The 18088-nt window shown below is 68.6% G+C and carries 15 protein-coding genes; 7 read left to right on the top strand and 8 right to left on the bottom strand.

The genetic code is table 11. From position 1 onward, the window contains the following. Nucleotides 1-13 precede the first annotated feature (13 nt). Nucleotides 14-1246 (bottom strand): serine hydrolase domain-containing protein, encoded by a 1233-nt coding sequence (locus tag AC1VNM_RS27390; RefSeq protein WP_483109011.1) that lies wholly within the window; start codon nt 1244-1246, stop codon nt 14-16. 83 nt (nt 1247-1329) lie between these two features. Here AC1VNM_RS27390 and AC1VNM_RS27385 point away from each other — a divergent pair, with 83 nt between their 5' ends. Both AC1VNM_RS27385 and AC1VNM_RS27380 read left to right on the top strand, forming a co-directional pair. Continuing rightward, on the top strand, nt 1330-1734 hold the full coding sequence (locus AC1VNM_RS27385) for a tautomerase family protein (RefSeq protein WP_483109010.1): 405 nt from the start codon (nt 1330-1332) through the stop codon (nt 1732-1734). A gap of 132 nt (nt 1735-1866) precedes the next feature. Then, nucleotides 1867-2985 carry an ABC transporter substrate-binding protein gene (locus AC1VNM_RS27380; RefSeq protein WP_377157290.1) on the top strand — a complete coding sequence of 373 codons (1119 nt, stop codon included), beginning with the start codon at nt 1867-1869 and terminating at the stop codon, nt 2983-2985. A gap of 22 nt (nt 2986-3007) precedes the next feature. On the opposite strand, the gene AC1VNM_RS27375 is transcribed toward AC1VNM_RS27380, so the two are convergent. From AC1VNM_RS27375 to AC1VNM_RS27365, 3 genes are all read right to left on the bottom strand, one after another. Continuing rightward, nucleotides 3008-3400 (bottom strand): GFA family protein, encoded by a 393-nt coding sequence (locus AC1VNM_RS27375; protein ID WP_483109009.1) that lies wholly within the window; start codon nt 3398-3400, stop codon nt 3008-3010. Between the two features lie 61 nt (nt 3401-3461). Then, a complete protein-coding gene (locus AC1VNM_RS27370) occupies nt 3462-4073 on the bottom strand; it encodes a hypothetical protein (RefSeq protein ID WP_483109008.1) in 612 nt (203 codons plus the stop codon). Between the two features lie 122 nt (nt 4074-4195). Then, the gene (locus AC1VNM_RS27365; RefSeq protein WP_483109007.1) at nt 4196-4660 is read right to left on the bottom strand and encodes a DoxX family protein; all 465 of its coding nucleotides are present in this window, start codon (nt 4658-4660) and stop codon (nt 4196-4198) included. A 460-nt stretch (nt 4661-5120) separates the two neighbouring features. On the opposite strand from AC1VNM_RS27365, the gene AC1VNM_RS27360 reads away from it, so the two are divergent. Genes AC1VNM_RS27360 through AC1VNM_RS27350 form a run of 3 tightly spaced genes read left to right on the top strand, consistent with a single transcriptional unit; the run spans nt 5121 to nt 7731 of the window. After that, the gene (locus AC1VNM_RS27360) at nt 5121-6272 is read left to right on the top strand and encodes a carbohydrate-binding protein (RefSeq protein ID WP_483109006.1); all 1152 of its coding nucleotides are present in this window, start codon (nt 5121-5123) and stop codon (nt 6270-6272) included. Between the two features lie 13 nt (nt 6273-6285). Continuing rightward, nucleotides 6286-6834 carry a DUF2867 domain-containing protein gene (locus tag AC1VNM_RS27355; RefSeq protein ID WP_483109005.1) on the top strand — a complete coding sequence of 183 codons (549 nt, stop codon included), beginning with the start codon at nt 6286-6288 and terminating at the stop codon, nt 6832-6834. 45 nt (nt 6835-6879) lie between these two features. Then, complete coding sequence (locus tag AC1VNM_RS27350) at nt 6880-7731, top strand: class I SAM-dependent methyltransferase (RefSeq protein ID WP_377157303.1); 852 nt, start codon at nt 6880-6882, stop codon at nt 7729-7731. A 43-nt stretch (nt 7732-7774) separates the two neighbouring features. On the opposite strand, the gene AC1VNM_RS27345 is transcribed toward AC1VNM_RS27350, so the two are convergent. Next, nucleotides 7775-9037, bottom strand: coding sequence for an MFS transporter (locus AC1VNM_RS27345; RefSeq protein WP_483109004.1), 1263 nt, complete (start codon nt 9035-9037; stop codon nt 7775-7777). A gap of 282 nt (nt 9038-9319) precedes the next feature. On the opposite strand from AC1VNM_RS27345, the gene AC1VNM_RS27340 reads away from it, so the two are divergent. After that, a complete protein-coding gene (locus AC1VNM_RS27340; protein ID WP_483109341.1) occupies nt 9320-10102 on the top strand; it encodes a CsgG/HfaB family protein in 783 nt (260 codons plus the stop codon). A 200-nt stretch (nt 10103-10302) separates the two neighbouring features. Next, nucleotides 10303-12957, top strand: coding sequence for an RICIN domain-containing protein (locus tag AC1VNM_RS27335; protein ID WP_483109003.1), 2655 nt, complete (start codon nt 10303-10305; stop codon nt 12955-12957). Nucleotides 12958-13073: 116 nt separating this feature from the next. Here the strand turns inward: AC1VNM_RS27335 and AC1VNM_RS27330 are convergent, their stop codons facing one another. The 3 genes from AC1VNM_RS27330 to AC1VNM_RS27320 are packed head-to-tail and all read right to left on the bottom strand — an operon-like array spanning nt 13074 to nt 17914. After that, nucleotides 13074-15896 carry an alpha-galactosidase gene (locus AC1VNM_RS27330; RefSeq protein ID WP_483109002.1) on the bottom strand — a complete coding sequence of 941 codons (2823 nt, stop codon included), beginning with the start codon at nt 15894-15896 and terminating at the stop codon, nt 13074-13076. Further along, nucleotides 15893-17035, bottom strand: a complete 1143-nt coding sequence (locus tag AC1VNM_RS27325) for an amidohydrolase family protein (protein WP_483109001.1) — start codon at nt 17033-17035, stop codon at nt 15893-15895. Before AC1VNM_RS27325 ends, AC1VNM_RS27330 begins: the two co-directional genes overlap by 4 nt. 54 nt (nt 17036-17089) lie before the next feature. Continuing rightward, on the bottom strand, nt 17090-17914 hold the full coding sequence (locus AC1VNM_RS27320) for an endo alpha-1,4 polygalactosaminidase (protein WP_483109000.1): 825 nt from the start codon (nt 17912-17914) through the stop codon (nt 17090-17092). Between the last annotated feature and the right edge of the window lie 174 nt (nt 17915-18088).

Genomic DNA, 18088 nt, shown 5'->3' with positions numbered 1-18088 from the left:
GGCGATTCGCTGCTCAGCCATACACCGCGCGCCGCACATCCCGATGCAGCGCCTCGTCGAACGGGAACTTCTGGGCGAAGAACACCACCGCGATCCGGTTCGCCGGGTCGACCCAGAACAGGGTCGACGCCGCGCCACCCCAGGAGAACTCGCCCACCGCGCCGGGCGGCTCGTCGGCCGTGGTCGGCGCGATGCGCACCGAGCCTCCAAGCCCGAATCCGAGACCCGGGCTCTTCAGGAAGTGACGTGGCGAGATGGCCGGATCCAGGTGATCGACGAGCATGAGCTTCACGGTCGCCGGGCGCAGCACGCGCACGCCGTCGAGCTCGCCTTCGCCCAGCAGCATGCGCGCGAAGCGCAGGTAGTCGTCGATGGGTCCGATCAGGCCCGCGCCGCCGCTGGCGAAGGTGAAGGGCATGTCCGGCTCTCGCTGGGGCGGACCACCGTCGGGCAGGCGGTAGGTCGCGGCCATCCGGTGCTTCAGCGCTTCGGGCTGCGTCCAGTCCGTCTCCTGCATCCCCAACGGCCGCAGGATGTGACGGCGGACGTGTGCGTCGAAGGGCTCGTCGCCCAACACTTCCACCAGCCGGGCCACGATGTCGGTGGAGGTGCCGTAGTGCCAGGCCGTGCCCGGCTCGTGGCGCAGCGGCAGCGCGGCCACCGCGCGACTGAACGCCGCCAGGTCGGGCGCCGTCTCGAGCGGATTCGCCGCGCGGAAGGCGTGGTCGGCCGGGCCGTCCTCCATCGCGTAAGTGAGGCCCGACGTGTGCCGCAGCACGTCCCGCACGAGGATCGGACGCGCAGCCGGCCGTTCGCCTCGACCATCGTCGGCGTGCACGCGCATGGACTTGAACTCCGGCAGGTAGCGCGCGATCGGATCGTCGAGCCGGAAGCGCCCCGCATCCCACAGGCGCATGAGCGCCACCGACGCCACCGGCTTGGTCATCGACCAGATGCGCGCCAGCGTGTCGCGAGCCATCGGCCGACGCGCTTCCACATCAGCGAGACCGAACGCGCCGAAGTAGCGTTCCGCCCCGCCCTGCCAGACCACGGCCGACACGCCCGCGGCGCGGCCATCGGCCACCGCGCCGCGGAGCATCCGCTCGATGCGCCGCGGCGAGAACCCGGACCAGGGCGTGCCGGCGGAACGGGAAGTCCCGCCCGGGCTGGCCGTTGCGGCAACGGCCGCGGCGGGCGCCGCCAGTGCAGCGCCGAGGAGATGGCGACGAGAAGGGGCTTGCGTCATGACCCCATGCTAGAGCCGTACCTGCCTGTAATCTGAAGCGCCGCCTCTTTCGCAGATCATCTGCATCAAGCTCTGGAGTCCCCGTGCCCTACCTGCAGCTGGACGTCAACGACCACTATCCCGCCGCCGCCAAGCAGCGCCTGGCCGAGCGCATGAGCCGCACCTACGCCGAGATGATGTCCGTGGACATCCGCCGCATCAGCGTCGCGATCCGCGAACTCGGCGAGGGCGGCGTCTGGCGCATCCCCGACGCGGATGGCCCGCCGGTGCCCGTCTCGCTGATGATGCTGGACATCCGCCAGGGCCGCCCGCCCGAACTGCGCATGGCGCTGGCCAAGGCGCTGTGCGCCCATTGCATCGACATCCTGGGCTTGCGCGAGGATCGGCTCAACGTCGAATTCACCCAGCACACCGGCGACGAGATGTACCACCCGACGCTGGGCGGCTTCAGCCCGGACTGGACGCCGGGCGAGGGTTCGCTTCCCTGAACCTTCTTTCGGCTGGCAGCTGCCGCTTGTCGCCGCACCCGGCCGCCGTTCTCCCAGTCGCCCAACTGTTACCGCAACCATCATCGTATTGATCACAATGACCGGTCCTGCACGCCTGTTGCCGCATTGACCATGACCCTCGCTTTCGCCCGCCGCGCCCGCCGCCTGATCACCCTCCTGTGCCTCGCGGCCGCCTCGACGGCGCATGCCGACATCGTCATCGGTCAGGTGGCCCCGTTCACCGGCCCCCAGGCGGTCACGGGCAAGGCGATCCGCGCCGGCGCCAAGCTGTGGATCGACGAGGTCAACGCGCGCGGCGGCGTCCGCGGCCAGAAGATCAAGTTCGTCACCCGCGACGACGCCAACAAGCCCGAGGACACCGTCCGGCTGGTCAAGGAACTGATCGCCGCGGACGCGCCCACCGCCCTGATCGGCACCGTCGGCACCTCCAACCTGGAGGCGCTCAAGCAGGACGGCGTGCTCGAGAAGTCCCACGTTGCCATGGTCGGCGCGGTCTCCGGCGCCAACAGCGTGATCACCGCGCGCGGCATGTACCCGGTCAAGGCCAGCTACCGCGAGGAGGTCGACCGCCTCTTCAAGCAGCTCAGCGAGATGGGTCGCACCAAGGTCGCCATCGTCTACCAGGACGACGGCCTGGGACGTGACGCGCTCGCGGGTGCGCAGGCGTCGGCGAAGACCTACGGCCTGTCGCTGGTCGCGCAGTCGGGCTACGCCCGCAACACCACCGAGGTCGGCAAGGCGGTGGCTGACATGATCAAGCAGTCGCCCGACGTGATCTTCCTCGCCGCGACCACCGCGGCCGCCATCGAGTTCACCGACAAGTACCAGAGCGCGGGCGGCCGCGCCGGCCTCTACGGCATGTCCATCATCGACGTGCAGGCGCTGCTGGCCAAGCTCGGCCCGGATCGCGCGCGCGGCTTCGCGTTCTCGCTGGTGCTGCCCACCGACGACCGCGCCGACCGCGAAGTCGTCCGCGACTACCAGCGCCTGCGCGGCAACGCCAAGGATGCGGACCTGTCCTCGCGCTCGCTCGAGGGCTTCATCGCCGCCCGTGCGCTCGTGAAGGCGCTGGAACGCACGCCGGCCGCCGGACCCGCGGCCCTGAGCGAGGCCCTGGAACGCGGCTTCGAGACCGACGTCGGCGGCCATCGCCTGACCTTCGGCAAGGGCCCGACCTCGCGCTACGTGGACTTCGCCGTGCTCGGCGCGGGCGGCAAGCTGGTGCGTTGAGCCCGGCGCCGCGAGGCGCGCCTCAGTAGTGCTCCGCCTCCGCCGGCGGAACGACCCAGCCGTGCTTCCGACTCTCGTAGACCGACACGCCTGGCGCCGGAAAACCCGGATCGGCGAACGCGCCGACCGGGACGGCGATGAAGTCCGGCATCGCCTCCATCTCGTAATAGACCGTCGCACCACAGGTCGGACAGAAGTGGAAGATCGCGCGGGTGCCTTCATCACCGGTGATCGCGTAGGTCGACGAGACGCCCGACGGGGTCACGTCTTGACGATGGAACCGGGCCTGCTGGGCGAAGGGGCCGCCCGTCCTGCGCTGGCAGTTCAGACAGTGGCAGATGGAGATGCGGACCGGCTCGCCCACGACCTGGGCCGTGAGCTGACCGCAACTGCAGGAGGCGAGGCGTTGAGTCATGGCGACAGACTACCACCGGCCCGGGCCGGCGGTCTCGCCGCTCAGCAGGGACCGGGTCCGGTCAGGCTTGGGCGGGCATGAAGGTGCCGATCAGCGCCATCACGATGAACAGGCTTCCCAGCACGATGGCGATCCAGTTCAGCGCGCCGAAGCGATCGTTGCGGGGCTGGCCCGGCGTGACGGTCTCGTTGACGGCGTTCATCGCGCTCTGCACCGGCATCAGGAAGGCCGGAGCGACCATCGCGATCCACCATACCGGATCCGGCGCCTTCCACATGAGCGAAAAGACGATCCAGGCGGCCGCCAGGCCGCCGGCACTGAGCGCGTCTTTCGCACTCACGCCCGCGCCCAGCTGCGAGTCACGCACTCGGCCGAACAGCGACCAGACGAAGAACACCGCGAAGATCGCGCGCATCGCCGGCAGGATGGACGACTTCTCGCGGTCGCGCACCAGCGTCCATTGCTTGTAGAGCCAGTAGACGCCGTAGAGCTGGAGCGTGACGGTGCACATCACCAGCAGCTTGAGCGGCGAGACGGAGAACCACATCGGCTGGCCCAGGGCCTGCTCGGGCGCGACGGCCTCGACGCGGGCCTGGGGCGGCGCGAAGCGCGCGGCGATGTCGGACGTGGTGTCGGTCGGCAGCGTCGCGGCCGACTCCGGTTGCTGGGACATGAGGTTTCCTCCCTGAAGGCATTGAACAAGACGCCGGGCCGGGGCGCGAGTCTGTGGCTCGCTGCCGCGCCGGCGCGCAGGGCGGCATGATGCCCGCTGCAGGAAATGCCTCAGGTCCCGATCTACCCTTTCCTTGCCTGGGTGCGTGACGGATTGAGCATCCTTCCATCCATCGCATACGCCCCGCCGCCCCGCACGACGACGTAGGCCGCGAGCACCGCCATCAGCACCGGGTACTCGATGCCCCGGTCGATCCACGGCCAGGTCGGACCAAGCGCGACGCAGATGCCGATCATCTCCATCGTGAACGCGAGCGCCACCCAGCGCGTGCAGAAGCCGATGGCCAGTGACACCGCGCCGACGGTCTCCAGCAGCATGACGAGAAAGGCCAGCTGCGGCGCGAAGGGCAGCCCCATCACCTGGTCGATGAGCCGGATCGAGCCGGCCATCGGATCCGCCATCGACCCGTGCGAAGTCCCCAGCGCCTTCGGCAGTCCATGCGTGAACAGGATGGCGCCGAAGGCGAACCGCAGCAGCGCATACGCCGCCGGTTCCAGGCGGGCGGCCGCGCCGCGTAGCGGCGTCACACGCCGTGAATCCGGAAGGGGGACGGTGGTCATCGCGGGGACTCTCTAGTTGCTGGTCGATCGCATTCTTCGGATCCAGACCCCGCCGGTCGAGAGGTGCCCACGAGCTTGTGAATTCAACGCGTCTCAACAATGGCCGCGCCCACGCTGCGCGGATCGTCACGAGGGCAACACCTGGATACCGGCTCGCCCTCCGACTTGCCACCGCACAACCGCTTGTCACCAACGAAGCGAAGTTCCCAGGGTTTTCCCGAGAGACATACTGAAAGCGCTTTCAGATAGTCATGCCGGAGAGGCGGCGGCGCATCGACGAGCGATCGGCGGCGCGCCAGCAGCCCCACGGGCTTACTTGATCTCGGGCGTCGACACCCGGTCCTTGCGGCCGGGCCCCCTGGAGACGCCGCTCCTGTCCTTCGCGCGCGTCTCCTCCATCACCACCACTGGTTCCGAGGAGATCCCAATGACACGCTGGATTCGATCGCTCGCCGCGGTCGCGGTCGCCCTGACGGGCGTCGCGGCGCAGGCCCAAAACTGGCAACTCGTCTGGCAGGACGAATTCACCAACAGCATCGGCCCGCAATGGCGGTTCGAGACCGGCACCGGCTCGGGCGGCTGGGGCAACAACGAGCTGCAGTACTACCGGCGCGAGAACGCGAGCATCGAGAACGGCCAGCTCGTGATCACCGCCAAGCGCGAGGACTTCGGCGGCATGCGCTACACCTCCGCGCGCATGACGACGCAAGGCCTGGCCACCTTCAAGTACGGCCGCATCGAGGCGCGCATCAAGGCGCCGTCGAGCTCCGGCATGTGGCCCGCGTTCTGGATGCTGGGCAGCAACATCACGTCGGTGGGCTGGCCCGCCTCGGGCGAGATCGACATCATGGAACACGTGAATGCCGACGCCGACATCCACGGCACGATCCACTGGCAGGGTCCGGACGGCGGCCATGCGTCCTACGGCGGCCACACGGCCACCAACGTCGCGGACTACCACGTGTACGCGGTCGAGTGGGACGAGAAGTTCCTGCGCTGGTTCGTCGACGGCCGCGAGTACCACGTCGCCGACATCACCAACAGCGTCAACAGCACCGAGGAATTCCATCGCGACTTCTTCCTGCTGCTGAACCTGGCGGTCGGCGGCAACTGGCCGCAATGGAACATCGACGAGAGCAGGCTGCCCGCGAAGATGTACGTGGACTACGTGCGCGTCTACAAGAAGGACGGCGGCACACCGGCGTTCACGACGACGCTGCAGGCGGCCAACTTCGCGCTGCAGTCGGGCATGCAGCTCGAGGCGTCGAGCGAAGGCGGCCAGAACCTCGGCTGGATCGAGACCGGCGACTGGGCCGTGTGGAACCTCAACCTGCCGCAGGGCGGGACCTACACGGTCGAGTACCGCGTCGCCAGCCTGAACGGCGGCGGCAGCCTGCAGCTGGAGATGGCGGGCGGCACGCCGGTGTACGGCGCGGTGAACGTGCCCTCGACCGGCGGATGGCAGAACTGGACGACGGTCTCGCACCGCGTCACGCTGCCGGCCGGCCAGCAGCAGATCGCGGTGAAGGCCAACGGGCCGGGGTGGAACCTGCGGTCGGTGAAGATCACGAAGTCGTGATGCAATGCGGCGGATGTCACTCGTCCGCCGCGTTGCCCCTCCGACTGAAAGCCAGCTCGCGTCGACCTATGCCGGCGCGAACCTCGCCGACGCCTTCGCCATCACGCTGGCGGACGATGCGCCTGACGACGCGATGACGCTCGCCCGAGCGACGCTGGCCGCTCCGCCGATCTGGTTCCGCGCGCTGCTCGCGATCCGCGATGCGGCGGTGAAGCCGCTCGGGCTGAAGACCTCGGCGGCGATGCGCCAGCACCTCGATGAAATCGGCGTCGAGCACGTGGACATCTTCCGCGTGCTCTCCGCCACGCGCGAGGAGGCGATCTTCGGCGAGCAGGACCAGCACCTCGATTTCAAGCTGTCGATCCTGGTCCGTCGGGTGGACGGATCGACACGTCGCGAGGCGGTGGCGACAACAGTCGTGAACTGCCACAACCGGCTCGGGCGGTTCTACCTCGCGCTCATCCTGCCGGGGCACGTGCTGGTCGTGCGCTCGCATCTGGCGGCGGCGGCGCGGCGTTTCGGCGCGACCCCTCAGAAGTCCTCGGAGCCTCCCGGCGGCTGATCGGTCAGAATCGACGGACACTGGACCAGCGGAAGCGGGGACACGATGGACTGGCGATTGAAGGTGGGCCGACAGGCCGTCCTCGCACGGCTGCCTTTCGGTCAGGCGCTGCGCGGCGTCAAACGCCGGCTGCTGGGCTACCGCCCCGATCCGGACAACCTCAGCCAAACGCTGAAGAACTGGTCGCAGATGCGGGCGGCGCTCTCGCACACCGGCGGCTCGATTGAAGGCGCCACAGTGCTGGAGATCGGCACCGGCTGGTTCCCCACGATTCCCATCCTGCAATGTCTGCAAGGCGCCAGGCGCGTCTACATGTCCGACCTCAACGTCCATCTGGACGACGTCAGCTTCGCCGCGACGCTGGACTTCCTGCGCCGGGTCGATCCCGGGGACACACGGCTGCGTGCGATCAAGTCGCGCGCCGACCTGCCGCTGACCTACCTCGCACCGTTCGACGTCAATGCCATCCCGGACGGCTCGATCGACCTGGTGACCTCGCGCACGGTGCTCGAGCACATCCCGCCGGACGTGCTGCTCGATCTGTTCAAGGCTTTGCGCCCGAAGCTCTCCGCGCGGGGCCGCATGGTGCATCTGGTGGACCACTCGGACCACCTGGAACACTCGGACAAGTCGATCAGCAAGATCAACTTCCTGACCTGGCCGGACGGCAAGCACGCGTGGATCAACCGGCTGACGCGCGAAGGCGAGAACCGCCTGCGGCATCACGAATATCCGCCGCTGTTCGCTCAGGCTGGCTACCGCGTCGTGCTTGAGCAGCACAAGGTCCACGAGCCGACACGGCAGCTGGCGAAGTCGCTGCCGCTGCAGCCGCACTACGCGGCGATGACGCCGGAGCAGCTGGCGACGATGTCGTCGCTGTACGTGCTGGAGCCGTGAGCGTCGACGGCCGCGCGACCGCCGATGAATGCCTCGCGCCGCATCAAGCGGCCGGCGCCGCCTTCTCCTGATCGCGCCTGCCGGCGGTGAGCCACAGGATCACCGCGAACACCGCGCCGCCGACGCTGGCGAGGCCGAAGAACAGCATCATCGACTCGTAGCCGGCGGGGTTCTGCGCGCTGGCACCGGCGCGGTCGTTGAGCCAGCCGGCGACGAGGTTGGCCCCGGCGATGCCGGCGTTCTGCGCCACCCACATCAGGCCGATGGCCGTGCCGAAGCGCGCGGGCGCGACCAGCTTGCTGGCCAGCGGCCACATCACCGCGGGCACCAGCGAGAAGCTCACGCCGATCAGCGCGGTCGAGATCCACAGGCTGGCCGAGGTGAACGCCATCGTCGCCATCGCGATGGGCAGCAGGATCGCGCCGAAGGCCAGGAACGGCGCGTAGCGGCCGACGCGGTCGCACAGCCAGCCGAAGGTCGGCGTCGCGAAGACGGCGGCGAGGAACACGTAGCTGTTCATCGCGCCCGCCGAGGCCAGGTCCAGGCCGTGCGCGTGCTGGAAGTACTTGATCGAGAAGGTGCTGCGGAACGCGAGGATCACGGAGTACCAGAGCACGCACAGCGTCAGCAGGTACCAATAGGCCTTGCCGAAGTGCAGCAGGTCGCGCCACACGAAGGGCTGCGCCTGCTGTTCGATCTCGCCCTTGGCGGAGGCGGCGACGCGGCGGTCCATCGCCCAATAGCACAGCGCGGCGGCGAACGAGGCCGCGGCCATCGCGGCGGCGATCATCAGCGGCGGTTGCCAGCCTTGCGCGTAGGCGGCGGGGAACCACGTCGGCGACATGTCGGAAGAGAACGACCCCAGGCGGCCGATCGAGAGCGCCAGTCCCATCGAGAACGCGACGTTGCCGCCGACGAAGTACTGGGCCAGCGCCGCGAGCGTGGCGATGCCGAAGGTCTCGGCGCCGATGCCGAACAGCAGCCGTCCCGCGGCCATGCCGGCGAAGCTCGGGCTGAGCGCGGTGAGCAGCGCGCCGAGGAAGCAGATCGCGGCCGTCCACAGCGTCATGCGCGCGGCGCCGAAGCGGTCGACGAGCACGCCGCCGACGAGGATCAGCACGACGTTGGGCAGGCTGTAGATCGCGTTGAGCAGGCCGATCTGCTGGTCGCTGAAGCCGCGCTGGCTCTGCAGCGCATCGGCGACGGGGCCGATGGAGTCGTACACGTAGTAATTGCCGTACAGCGACGCGGCGATCAGGGCGCACACCAGCCACGCGACGGCGCGGCTCGGGGACTTGTCGTTCATGAGGAGAGCCTCGAGGATCTTGTGCGGTCGCGGGGAACCGAAGGGGCGGATTCTCGCCTCCCCCTGGTAACCGCCCGTAAAGCTGCCGTCACGACGCGACATTCCGCGACGCAGCCACCCATCAGTGGGGGCCGGGTTCGCCCGCATTTGGGATAAGGTCCGGGCCGTTCCCGCAGCCCTTGCGTTCAGGAGATCCTCATGGCATTCGCGCGTTCCTTCGCCTCCATCGGCCCTTCTCTGCCCCGCGTGGGCGGCGTGATCGCCGCTTGCGTCGCCGTGGCGATGCTCGCCGGTTGCGGCAAGCAAGGCGCGACGCTGGGCGACGGCAGCTCGGAGATCACCGGCTCCGCCGGCCCGGCCGGCGCCAACAAGGCCAACCGCGAACTGATGAAGTGCGACGCGCCGGTCGCAACGTTGTCGCTGATGGAGAACCCCAACGGCTACACGATCAGCGCGCCCAACGGCCTGCCGAATTCGCCACTGCCCCTCGTGCGTCTGCTGGCGCAGCAGAGCGGCTGCTTCCGCGTCGTCGATCGCAACTCGGGCCTCAAGGCCACGATCAAGGAGCAGGAGCTCAAGGACGCCGGCATCCTGCGCCAGCAGGGCAGCACCGTGCACAAGGGCAAGGGCTACGAAGCCCAGTACACGCTGATCCCGAGCCTGACCTTCAGCGAGCAGGACGCGGGCCGCCAGGTCGGCGGCATCCTCGGGATGATCCCGGTGCTCAACAAGTTCGTCGGCGCGGCCGAGCACATCAAGCTCAAGGAAGCGCAGGTCGCGCTGCTGCTGACCGACAACGAAACGACCGAGCAGGTCGCCGCCGCCACGGGCTCGGTGCGCGTCACCGACCTGGGCATGGGCGGGCTCGTGCTGGGCAAGCTCGGCGGCGCCGCGGGCGCGGGCTGGGCCAACAGCAATGAAGGCAAGGTCATCGCCGCGGCGTTCCTGGACGCGCACAACCAGCTCGTCGTCCAGGCCCGCATGCTGCAGGCCAAGGACCTGCCGGATCCGGTGCCGATGAAGAAGGCCGGAGACACGGCCAAGAAGGCCGCAGCCGGCGCATGACCTGACCCGCCGCGCGGCCTGCGGCGGCGCGACCTCGATGGCGACGACCCAAGCGCCATCGAGCGTTCTGCAGCCCCCCTCCTCGGGAGAGGTAGTGTGTCCATCGACGCTTACCGCTGATTGCAGCTCTTGCGTCTACCCGTTGGAACCGCTTTCAAGGCACGGGAAGAATCGCCGTCGACTCACAACGAGAGACGAGCATGACCCTTGCTTCCAGCCCGAACTTCGGAAAGCTCCAGGCCGCGCCGACCGCGATCGCGCTGGCCGTCAGCCTGCTGCTGAGTGCCTGCGGCGGCGCCGACTCACCCGACTCGACCGCCGGCCCCGCCGGCACGGCGGCCTCCGATCGTGCGAGCGCCCAGGCGCAGTCGACGACGTCGCAGACCGCGTTTCCCGTGGGGCAGTACAGCCTGCGCGGCGTTCAATCGGGGATGTGCATCGACATCGAAGGCGCGAGCACGGCCGACGGCGCCAAGACACTGCAGATGCCGTGCAACGGTGCGGCCAGCCAGCGCTTCGACATCAGCGCCGCCGCCGACGGCAGCTACGCCTTCCGGAATGTCCGCAGCGGCAAGAACCTGGACGTCAGCGACATCTCGACCGCCAACGGCGCCCTCATCCAGCAATGGGGCTACGGCGGCGGCGCGAACCAGCGCTTCGCCGTCGCGGCCAAGGGCGATGCGTTCCACATCGTCGCGAAGCACACCGGCAAATGCGTGGATGTGAAGGACTTCAGCCTCGTCGCCGGTGGCCGCGTCCAGCAATGGGACTGCGGCAACAACGACAACCAGCGGTGGACGTTCGTGGCGGCCGGCACTCCGGCTCCGGCTCCGGCTCCAGCCCCTGCGCCCGCGCCTTCCCCTGCCCCCGCGCCATCGCCCGCGCCGGCGCCCTCGCCTGCACCAGCCCCGTCCCCCGCACCCGCCCCGTCGCCCGCGCCATCTCCGGCGCCTGCGCCATCGCCGGCGCCTGCGCCTTCACCGGCTCCTGCTCCAGCCCCTGCTCCAGCCCCTGCGCCCGGACCGGCTCCCGCGCCGGTCCCCGGTCGCGGCGCCAACGTGCCATGGGTCGAGTACCAGGCCGAAGACGGCCAGACCAATGCCCAGGTCCTCGGCCCGAGCCGCCAGAAGTGGGACGCGAACCACATCGAGGCTGAAGCCATCGGCCGCAAGGCGGTGCGTCTGAACCGGACCGGCGACTACGTGTCCTTCAAGACCACCGCGGCCGGCAACGGCGTGGTGGTGCGCTACTCGATTCCCGACGCGCCGAACGGCGGCGGCATCGATGCCACGCTGGGCCTCTATGTGAACGGCGTGCGCGTGAAGTCGCTGCCGCTGACCTCGCGCTACAGCTGGTCCTACCAGGGCGGCCTGATTGGCGATCCGATCGTCGACAAGCCGGCCGGCCAGCCCCACACCTTCTTCGACGAAGTGCGCACGCTGCTGCCCGACAACATCCCTGCCGGCGCGACCGTCATGCTGCGCCGCGACGCGCAGGACACCGCGGGCTTCTACGTGATCGACCTGGTCGACATCGAGCCGGTGCCGCCGGCGCTGACGATGCCGGCGGGCTTCACCTCGGTGACGGCCTTCGGCATCCAGCCGGGCGACGGCAAGGACCATGCGAACGACGTGCTGCGCGCCCTGCGCTCGACCAGCAAGCTGTGGTTCCCGCCGGGCGACTACCTGCTGCAGAAGATCGACGGCGGCAACGTCGGCCTGGACAACCCCGGCATCGAGGTGCGCGGGGCCGGCATGTGGCACACCAACCTGCGCGGTCCGAAGTCGATGTTCTTCTGCTACGGCGCGAGCGCCCGCTGCGTCTTCGGCGACTTCTCCATCCTCGGCGAATCCAAGGCCCGCGCCGAGGAAACCGAAGGCGTGCAGAAGGCCTTCGCCGGCCCGATGGGCGCCAACAGCCTGATCGAGAACGTCTGGATCGAGCACGTGGTGGGCGCGATCTGGGTCGGCAACGATCCCCCGTACCAGACCCAGCCGACGCATAATCTGACCATCCGCAACTGCCGCATCCGCAACACCTACGCGGACGGGATCAACTTCGACAACGGCACGTCCAACTCGCTGGTGGAAAACTGCCACCTGCGCAACACCGGCGACGACGCGCTGGTGGTGTGGTCCATCAAGTGGACCGACTGGGTGAAGGACAAGACTTGGCAGCTGGGCGACGGCTTCATCTCGCCCGCGGGGAAGAACGCGCCGGACCAGGGCCAGGGCGTCAACAACGTGTTCCGCAACAACACGGTGCAGATGCCGTGGCGCGCCAACTGCTTCGCCGCCTATGGCGGCGCGGGCAACGTGTTCAAGGACAGCGTCTGCGAGGACGTGCTGACCTATCCGGGCATCCTGATCGACAACGAGTTCAGCCCCTACCCGTTCGGACCGGGGACGACGACCTTCAGCAACATCTCGCTGATCCGCGCGGGCGGGCCGATGTTCAACGAGAACACGGGCAACCCGTGGCTGCATGGCGCGCTGAAGTTCTACCTGCGCGAGGGCGACGTGAACGACATCCTGGTGGAGAACGTCGACATCATCGACCCGACCTACTCGGGCATCGAGTTCCGCGGCTTCGGCACGGCCTTCGTGCCGCCGGGCGAGAAGTTCCACCCCGACCTGCTGCGCGATGCCGACAACGCGAAGTTCCGCAACGTGAGGTTGAAGAAGATCCGGATCACCAACCCGGGTCGGTACGGCATCGAGGTGATCGACAACGGCGGTCGCGGCGCGGTCAACTTCGACGGCGTGGTGGTGACCAATCCGGCGCTCGGCGGCCTGAAGCAGGACAACGCGCCGGGGAGCTTCTTCATTCGAGGAAGCGGCAACGCGGGCTGGTGACTCCCTGTCTCACGTTCCTTTCCGCACACGGGGGGAGCAAGAGCGCTGGCGTACTTCCACCGCCGCTGGCCCTCACCCCTGCCCTCTCCCGCAAGCGGGAGAGGGAGTAAGACGGGCTAGGCTTCGAGTCGCAGTTGCCCGAACGCCGCGGGCACATGGAAGTTGGCCTTCTCGCTGCCCGTCGGATTCCAGGCGCTGAACTGCCGCGATGCCTTGTTCCCTTCGATGCGGAACAGGTTGATCCGCCAGCCGTCGAGCGACTGCGCGTTGCGCGGCATCGGCACGACGAGCTCCGCCGTCCACATCCGGTGGACCTCGTCGACCGTGGTGCGCGCCCGGCTCTCGCCGATGAAGCGCTTGCGGCCCTGCCCGCGCACCTCGAGGTCCATCGTCAAGCCGTTCGGCGAGACCTCGACCTCGCGGTAGCGGTCCGTGCCCGCGTCCTGCGGCGCCTGCAGGAAGACTTCGACGACGTCGCGCTCCCACAGCGGCCAGATGTCCGTCGCGGAGACCTCGCGTTCATAGGTCGTCAGCGCGTTGTAGCGGCTGCTGAAGCGCAGGTGCAGCGCGCCGTCCGCGTGCAGCAGCTGCACGCGCGTCGACTGCGTGCCGGTCAACGGCCGGCCGCGCCAGTCGTGCGCGAAGAACAGCGCCGGCGCTTCCTCCCACGCCGAGGCCAATGCGAAGCCATCGCGGCCGATCAGCCGTGACGGCAGTCGCGCTGCGCGTGCGAGCGGGCGCTCGATCGCGGAGCTCAGCACCGCTTCGATCAGCAGGTTCTCCTTGAAGCTCACCTTCAACGTCGGCTTCGCCGCGTCGACCGAACCGAGCTCCGTGCCGTTCACGTAGTCGCGGATCTTCCAGACGCCCGGGCCGAGGCCGCGCAGCGTCACCGAGCCGTCGAAGCTGGGCGCGTAGAACGCGTAGTGCATCACCCCGTTCTTCTCGACGACGTGCGTCTCGGGCTTGTCGAACGCGATGTCGTAGAGCTCGCCGCGATAGGCGCCGTCGGACAGGCCCTTCGCGTTGTGCGCGGTGATCCACTTGCGCCAGTGCGTCTCGCGCTCCGGCGTCAGCAGGAAGGAGTCCTTCGGCTTCGGATCCTCGGGCCAGGTGAACTTCGTCGACACCACGCCGCCGACGCCCACCGCGGACGCGAAGTCCATGCCGCCGGTCGACAGCTCGACATGATCGCCGGCATACGCCGACCAGCGCCCCATCTGCGCCTTCAGCGCCTTGCCCTTGTGACGCACCTGCCAGCTCGACAGCGGGTCCGACGCCGGCGCCTGGTCGATCCACGGCATGTTGTGGAACGCGTAGCTCGTGCCGCAGGGGCAGACCTCGACCACCGCCTCCGGATTCACCGCATGCGCCGCCTCGAACATCGCGCGGTAGAAGTCCGCCATGTGCTCGTACGAGTGCTCCGGCTTCGCATGTTGGTGCTTGGGGTTGAAGCAAGGCGCGACGCCGTTCAGGTGCTGGCCGTCGACCTTCACGCCGTCGAAGCCCCAGTCCTGGATGATCTTGCGGAACATCGCCGCCGTGCGCTCCTGCGTGCCCTTCGCGCCCGGGCACAGGTAGAGGCAGTTCCACCACGTGATCATCTGCGGCGCGCCGTTCTGGTCGAGCAGCAGCAGATCCGCGTGTTCATGCAGCTCGTCGCTGCCCGGCGCCACCGCCAGCGGCGCGATCCACAGCCGCGCCTTCATGCCGCGCGCATGGATGTCGGCGACCAGCGCCTTCATGTCCTCCTCGCCGCGCGGGAACTTCTTGAGGTCGATGTCGAACCAGTCGCCCGTCTGGCGCTGCCAGCCGTCGTCGAGCACGGCCCACTTCAGGCCGAGCTCCTGCGCCTTTGGCAGCGTGGCGCGCACGCGCTCCAGCGAGAAGTCGCGCTCGTAGCCCCACGCGCACCAGACCGCGTCGTGCGCGCTGCGTGGCGGCTCCGGCGCGGCCAGGCCTTGTGCGTTCATGAGTCGCCGATAGCGGTCCAGCGGCACGAAGCAGTCGCCCTCGTGCACCGCGACGAAGGCCAGCGGCAGCGCCAGCGTCTCGCCCGGCGCGAGCGTGCGCGGCTCGTCGCCGCGCAGCGCGATGTCGACCTGCTCGCCGACGGCCTTCACCGGCAGCGAGACCAGGCGCGGCAGCTTGTCCAGGTGGCCGACCGCGACACCCAGGTCGCGCCGCCACACGTCCACCAGCGGCGTGCCGCCGCCGTAGTCGGACGAATCCATGCCGAGGAAATTGCGCTGCTCGAAGCCGCGCTTGACCGGCTGCATCCAGTCGCGCCGGTCCGTGTGCGTCGAGCCCGAGTAGGTCCACCACCCGCCCGCATGCCGCGGCGCCGCCAGCAGCCGATGCGACGCGACGGTCCAGCCCTGAACCCTCAGCGGCTTGTCGGAGCGGTTGATGAAGGCGACCTCGATCAGCGCGACGCCGGGGTGCTCGTCGAGCAACGTCACGGTCATCGTCTTCTCGACGGCGGCGCCTTCGGCCTTGCCCGTCAGCGTCAGCCGCTGGCCCGCGCCGAACGGCGTGGCACCGCTGCTCGGGACGGCGCTCGTCAACGCGAAGCGTTCGAGCGTCCGGGTCGTCATCGGAGGTGGCGCGCCGGCCGCTTCCGCGCCGAGCGCCGTGGCTGCTGCGCCAGCCGCGACCGGCTTCAGTTCCGCGACGATGAGCTGCTCACCCGCATCGAAGCCGGTCAGCGCCAGCGGCCGCGCGCCGCCGAGCCGCACGATCCGGCTGCGCATGCGTTCGTCGAATTGCAGCGAGAGCCGCTCATCCTGCAGCCGCACGTGACCGCGTCCAAGGTCGGCCGCGCGCGCCGCCGCGGCCGACCCTGGCGACGCGGCCGTCGCGGCCAGCGCCAGCGTCGGCGTGATCGTCGCGACCGGGGCCGCCCCCAGCCATTGGAGGAACGCGCGGCGCCCGGTCATTGAGCCGCCTTCCAGGCGGTGGGATAGCTCCGCTCGGCGTTGAGGTGGTACAGCTTGTCGACGACGACCTTGGGCAGGCCGAGGCCCTTCACCGGCTTCTTGAGATCGGACACCTTGAACGACTCCTCCGTGTTGAAGTAGCGCCAGTGCATGCGCCACACCGGCTCGACTTCCTTGAGCAGCTCGGCCCCCGATTGTTGCGGCGGTTGCGAGACGTCGGTCCCGTACATCAGACGGTCCTGATACTTGATCATGAAGGCGCGCACCTTCGCGCGATCCAGCTGGCTCTGGTACTGCAGTTGCCCGATGCGCGCGGCCAGGTCGACCTTGGCCAGCGGGAAGCGGTCCAGGAACGCGGCCAGCTCGTCGACGTTGCGCTCCAGCGAGGCCATGTGCATGCCGACGAACTTCAGCCTCGGATGCGCCGCGACCATGCGGTCCCGCGCGGCCATCTGGTCTTCCCAGCTCGGCATCTCCGGATGCAGCGCCATGTGGTACTGCGGGTGGTGCGCGAAATACTCCCGGTCGTTGATGACCGTCATCTTGTCCAACGGCAGCCAGCAGTTGTGCGGCTCGCCCTGGTGACCGAGCATCGTGATGCCCTGGTCCTCGAACCACGTGAACAGCGGCTTGAATCGCGCGTCGTCGATCATGACGAGCCGGCCCTGCTTGTCGCGCAGGCTCATGCCGATGTTCTTCCACACCTTCACGCCGACCGCGCCGGCGCGCAGGCCGGCATCGACGCGCTGTTTCGTCGCGTCGAGCCAGCCTGGTTGATCCGAGGTCTCCGACGAGAAACTCACCGCCCACGCCACGTCCGCCGGACGTGCCTTGCGCAGCTCGATCGCCGCCTGCTGCTGCTCGTCCAGCAGCGGGAAGTCCGGGTAGTCGACGTTGATCGTCAGCACCTTGAAGCCGAGCTGGCGCGCGGCGTCGATGAACGCCGGATCGGCGTTGTGCAGGTGCACGTGCGAATCGATCTTCGGGACCTTCGCGAAGTCCGCCATCGTGTAGCGGGCTCCGTCAGCTACCTTGGACTTCGGTGCCGCCAGGACGCCTTGAGAGGCGACCATCGCGACGGCCGTCAATACGGCGCTCAGCAGGACCGGCAGCGCGGCGCGGACGGGAGTTCTCGTCATATGGGTCATGGGATCAACAACAGTGGAAACAGTGGGAACTGATGAGAGAGACGGTCAGTTGCAGCTGTAGCGGTAGGCGTCGTCCAGATCCAGCGGCAGCACCAGCGTGCGGATCTTCGCGGCGGTCATCTTCGCGCAGAGCTTGTCGCGCGCGCCGTTGGTGTTCTTCTTGTACTTGGACGCGTACTCGGCGTTGAACACGGGCTTGTTCTTGCTCGTGAAGACCGAGTAGCCGCCGCACTCGTCGTACTGGTTGCACTGCTCGTTGACGGCCATGTCGAAGTAGGGCTCCAGCTGGGCCAGCTGGTCGACGTCGTTCTTCAGCGCGATCGCCAGACCGCGGCCGTGGGCGGCGTTGGCGAGGTACTTGTTGTAGTCGAGCTGCGTGGCCGACGTCAGCGGGAAACCGGTCGAGTTGGTGTACCCGTCGACGTTGTCCGGCTCGACGCCGTCGCAGCCCTTCGAGACGGCCAGGTCCAGGCGGCTGAGCATCACCGCGCGCACGTTGGCGGAGCGCGTGTCCAGCCACTTCTCGCCGGCCCAGCCGTCCAGCGCGTTGCCCATGTCGGCGGCGTTGAAGCTGCCGAAGTCGGCGCGCCAGTTCTCCGAGCTGCCGGCGGAGAAGTAGCAGACGACCTTGCGGCCCTGCGCCTTCAACCCGGCGATCGTCTGCGCGGAGGTGTCGAAGAGGTCGATGTCGTACACGGCCACGTTGTAGCCGGTGTTGAGCGTGCCCGTCAGTTGCCACTGCCAGGTCGTGTTGACGCCGGGCTTCCACCACGACTGCGCTTGCGCGCCGGTCGCGGCGGTGAGACCCACCGCAAGCGCGGCGGCGGTGGCGAGGCGGGTGGCCATCGAACGGATCAGCGATCGTTTCATGAGTTCTCCTGGGATGCGGCCGGCAACGCGGCCTGCTTGTTGTGGAACACCCAACGTCCTCTCAAGAACATCCCGACTCGAATGCGGCGACCGGATGACGCCGACTGGATGGCCCAATCCGACGTCTCCCGTCTGTCCTGCTCGCTTGTCTAGCTCGTGTTCTTTTTTTGATCG

The sequence above is a fragment of the Mitsuaria sp. MSU3D genome, assembly GCF_056867975.1.
This window is presented reverse-complemented; position numbering and strand designations above follow the sequence as displayed.

What these genes read in the sequence shown, in the direction of transcription:
- AC1VNM_RS27390 (WP_483109011.1), bottom strand. Translation starts at nt 1,246, where the DNA reads ATGACGCAAGCCCCTTCTCGTCGCCATCTCCTCGGCGCTGCACTGGCG.
- AC1VNM_RS27380 (WP_377157290.1), top strand. Translation starts at nt 1,867, where the DNA reads ATGACCCTCGCTTTCGCCCGCCGCGCCCGCCGCCTGATCACCCTCCTG.
- AC1VNM_RS27375 (WP_483109009.1), bottom strand. Translation starts at nt 3,400, where the DNA reads ATGACTCAACGCCTCGCCTCCTGCAGTTGCGGTCAGCTCACGGCCCAG.
- AC1VNM_RS27370 (WP_483109008.1), bottom strand. Translation starts at nt 4,073, where the DNA reads ATGTCCCAGCAACCGGAGTCGGCCGCGACGCTGCCGACCGACACCACG.
- AC1VNM_RS27360 (WP_483109006.1), top strand. Translation starts at nt 5,121, where the DNA reads ATGACACGCTGGATTCGATCGCTCGCCGCGGTCGCGGTCGCCCTGACG.
- AC1VNM_RS27355 (WP_483109005.1), top strand. Translation starts at nt 6,286, where the DNA reads ATGTCACTCGTCCGCCGCGTTGCCCCTCCGACTGAAAGCCAGCTCGCG.
- AC1VNM_RS27350 (WP_377157303.1), top strand. Translation starts at nt 6,880, where the DNA reads ATGGACTGGCGATTGAAGGTGGGCCGACAGGCCGTCCTCGCACGGCTG.
- AC1VNM_RS27345 (WP_483109004.1), bottom strand. Translation starts at nt 9,037, where the DNA reads ATGAACGACAAGTCCCCGAGCCGCGCCGTCGCGTGGCTGGTGTGCGCC.
- AC1VNM_RS27340 (WP_483109341.1), top strand. Translation starts at nt 9,320, where the DNA reads ATGCTCGCCGGTTGCGGCAAGCAAGGCGCGACGCTGGGCGACGGCAGC.
- AC1VNM_RS27335 (WP_483109003.1), top strand. Translation starts at nt 10,303, where the DNA reads ATGACCCTTGCTTCCAGCCCGAACTTCGGAAAGCTCCAGGCCGCGCCG.
- AC1VNM_RS27330 (WP_483109002.1), bottom strand. Translation starts at nt 15,896, where the DNA reads ATGACCGGGCGCCGCGCGTTCCTCCAATGGCTGGGGGCGGCCCCGGTC.
- AC1VNM_RS27325 (WP_483109001.1), bottom strand. Translation starts at nt 17,035, where the DNA reads ATGACGAGAACTCCCGTCCGCGCCGCGCTGCCGGTCCTGCTGAGCGCC.
- AC1VNM_RS27320 (WP_483109000.1), bottom strand. Translation starts at nt 17,914, where the DNA reads ATGAAACGATCGCTGATCCGTTCGATGGCCACCCGCCTCGCCACCGCC.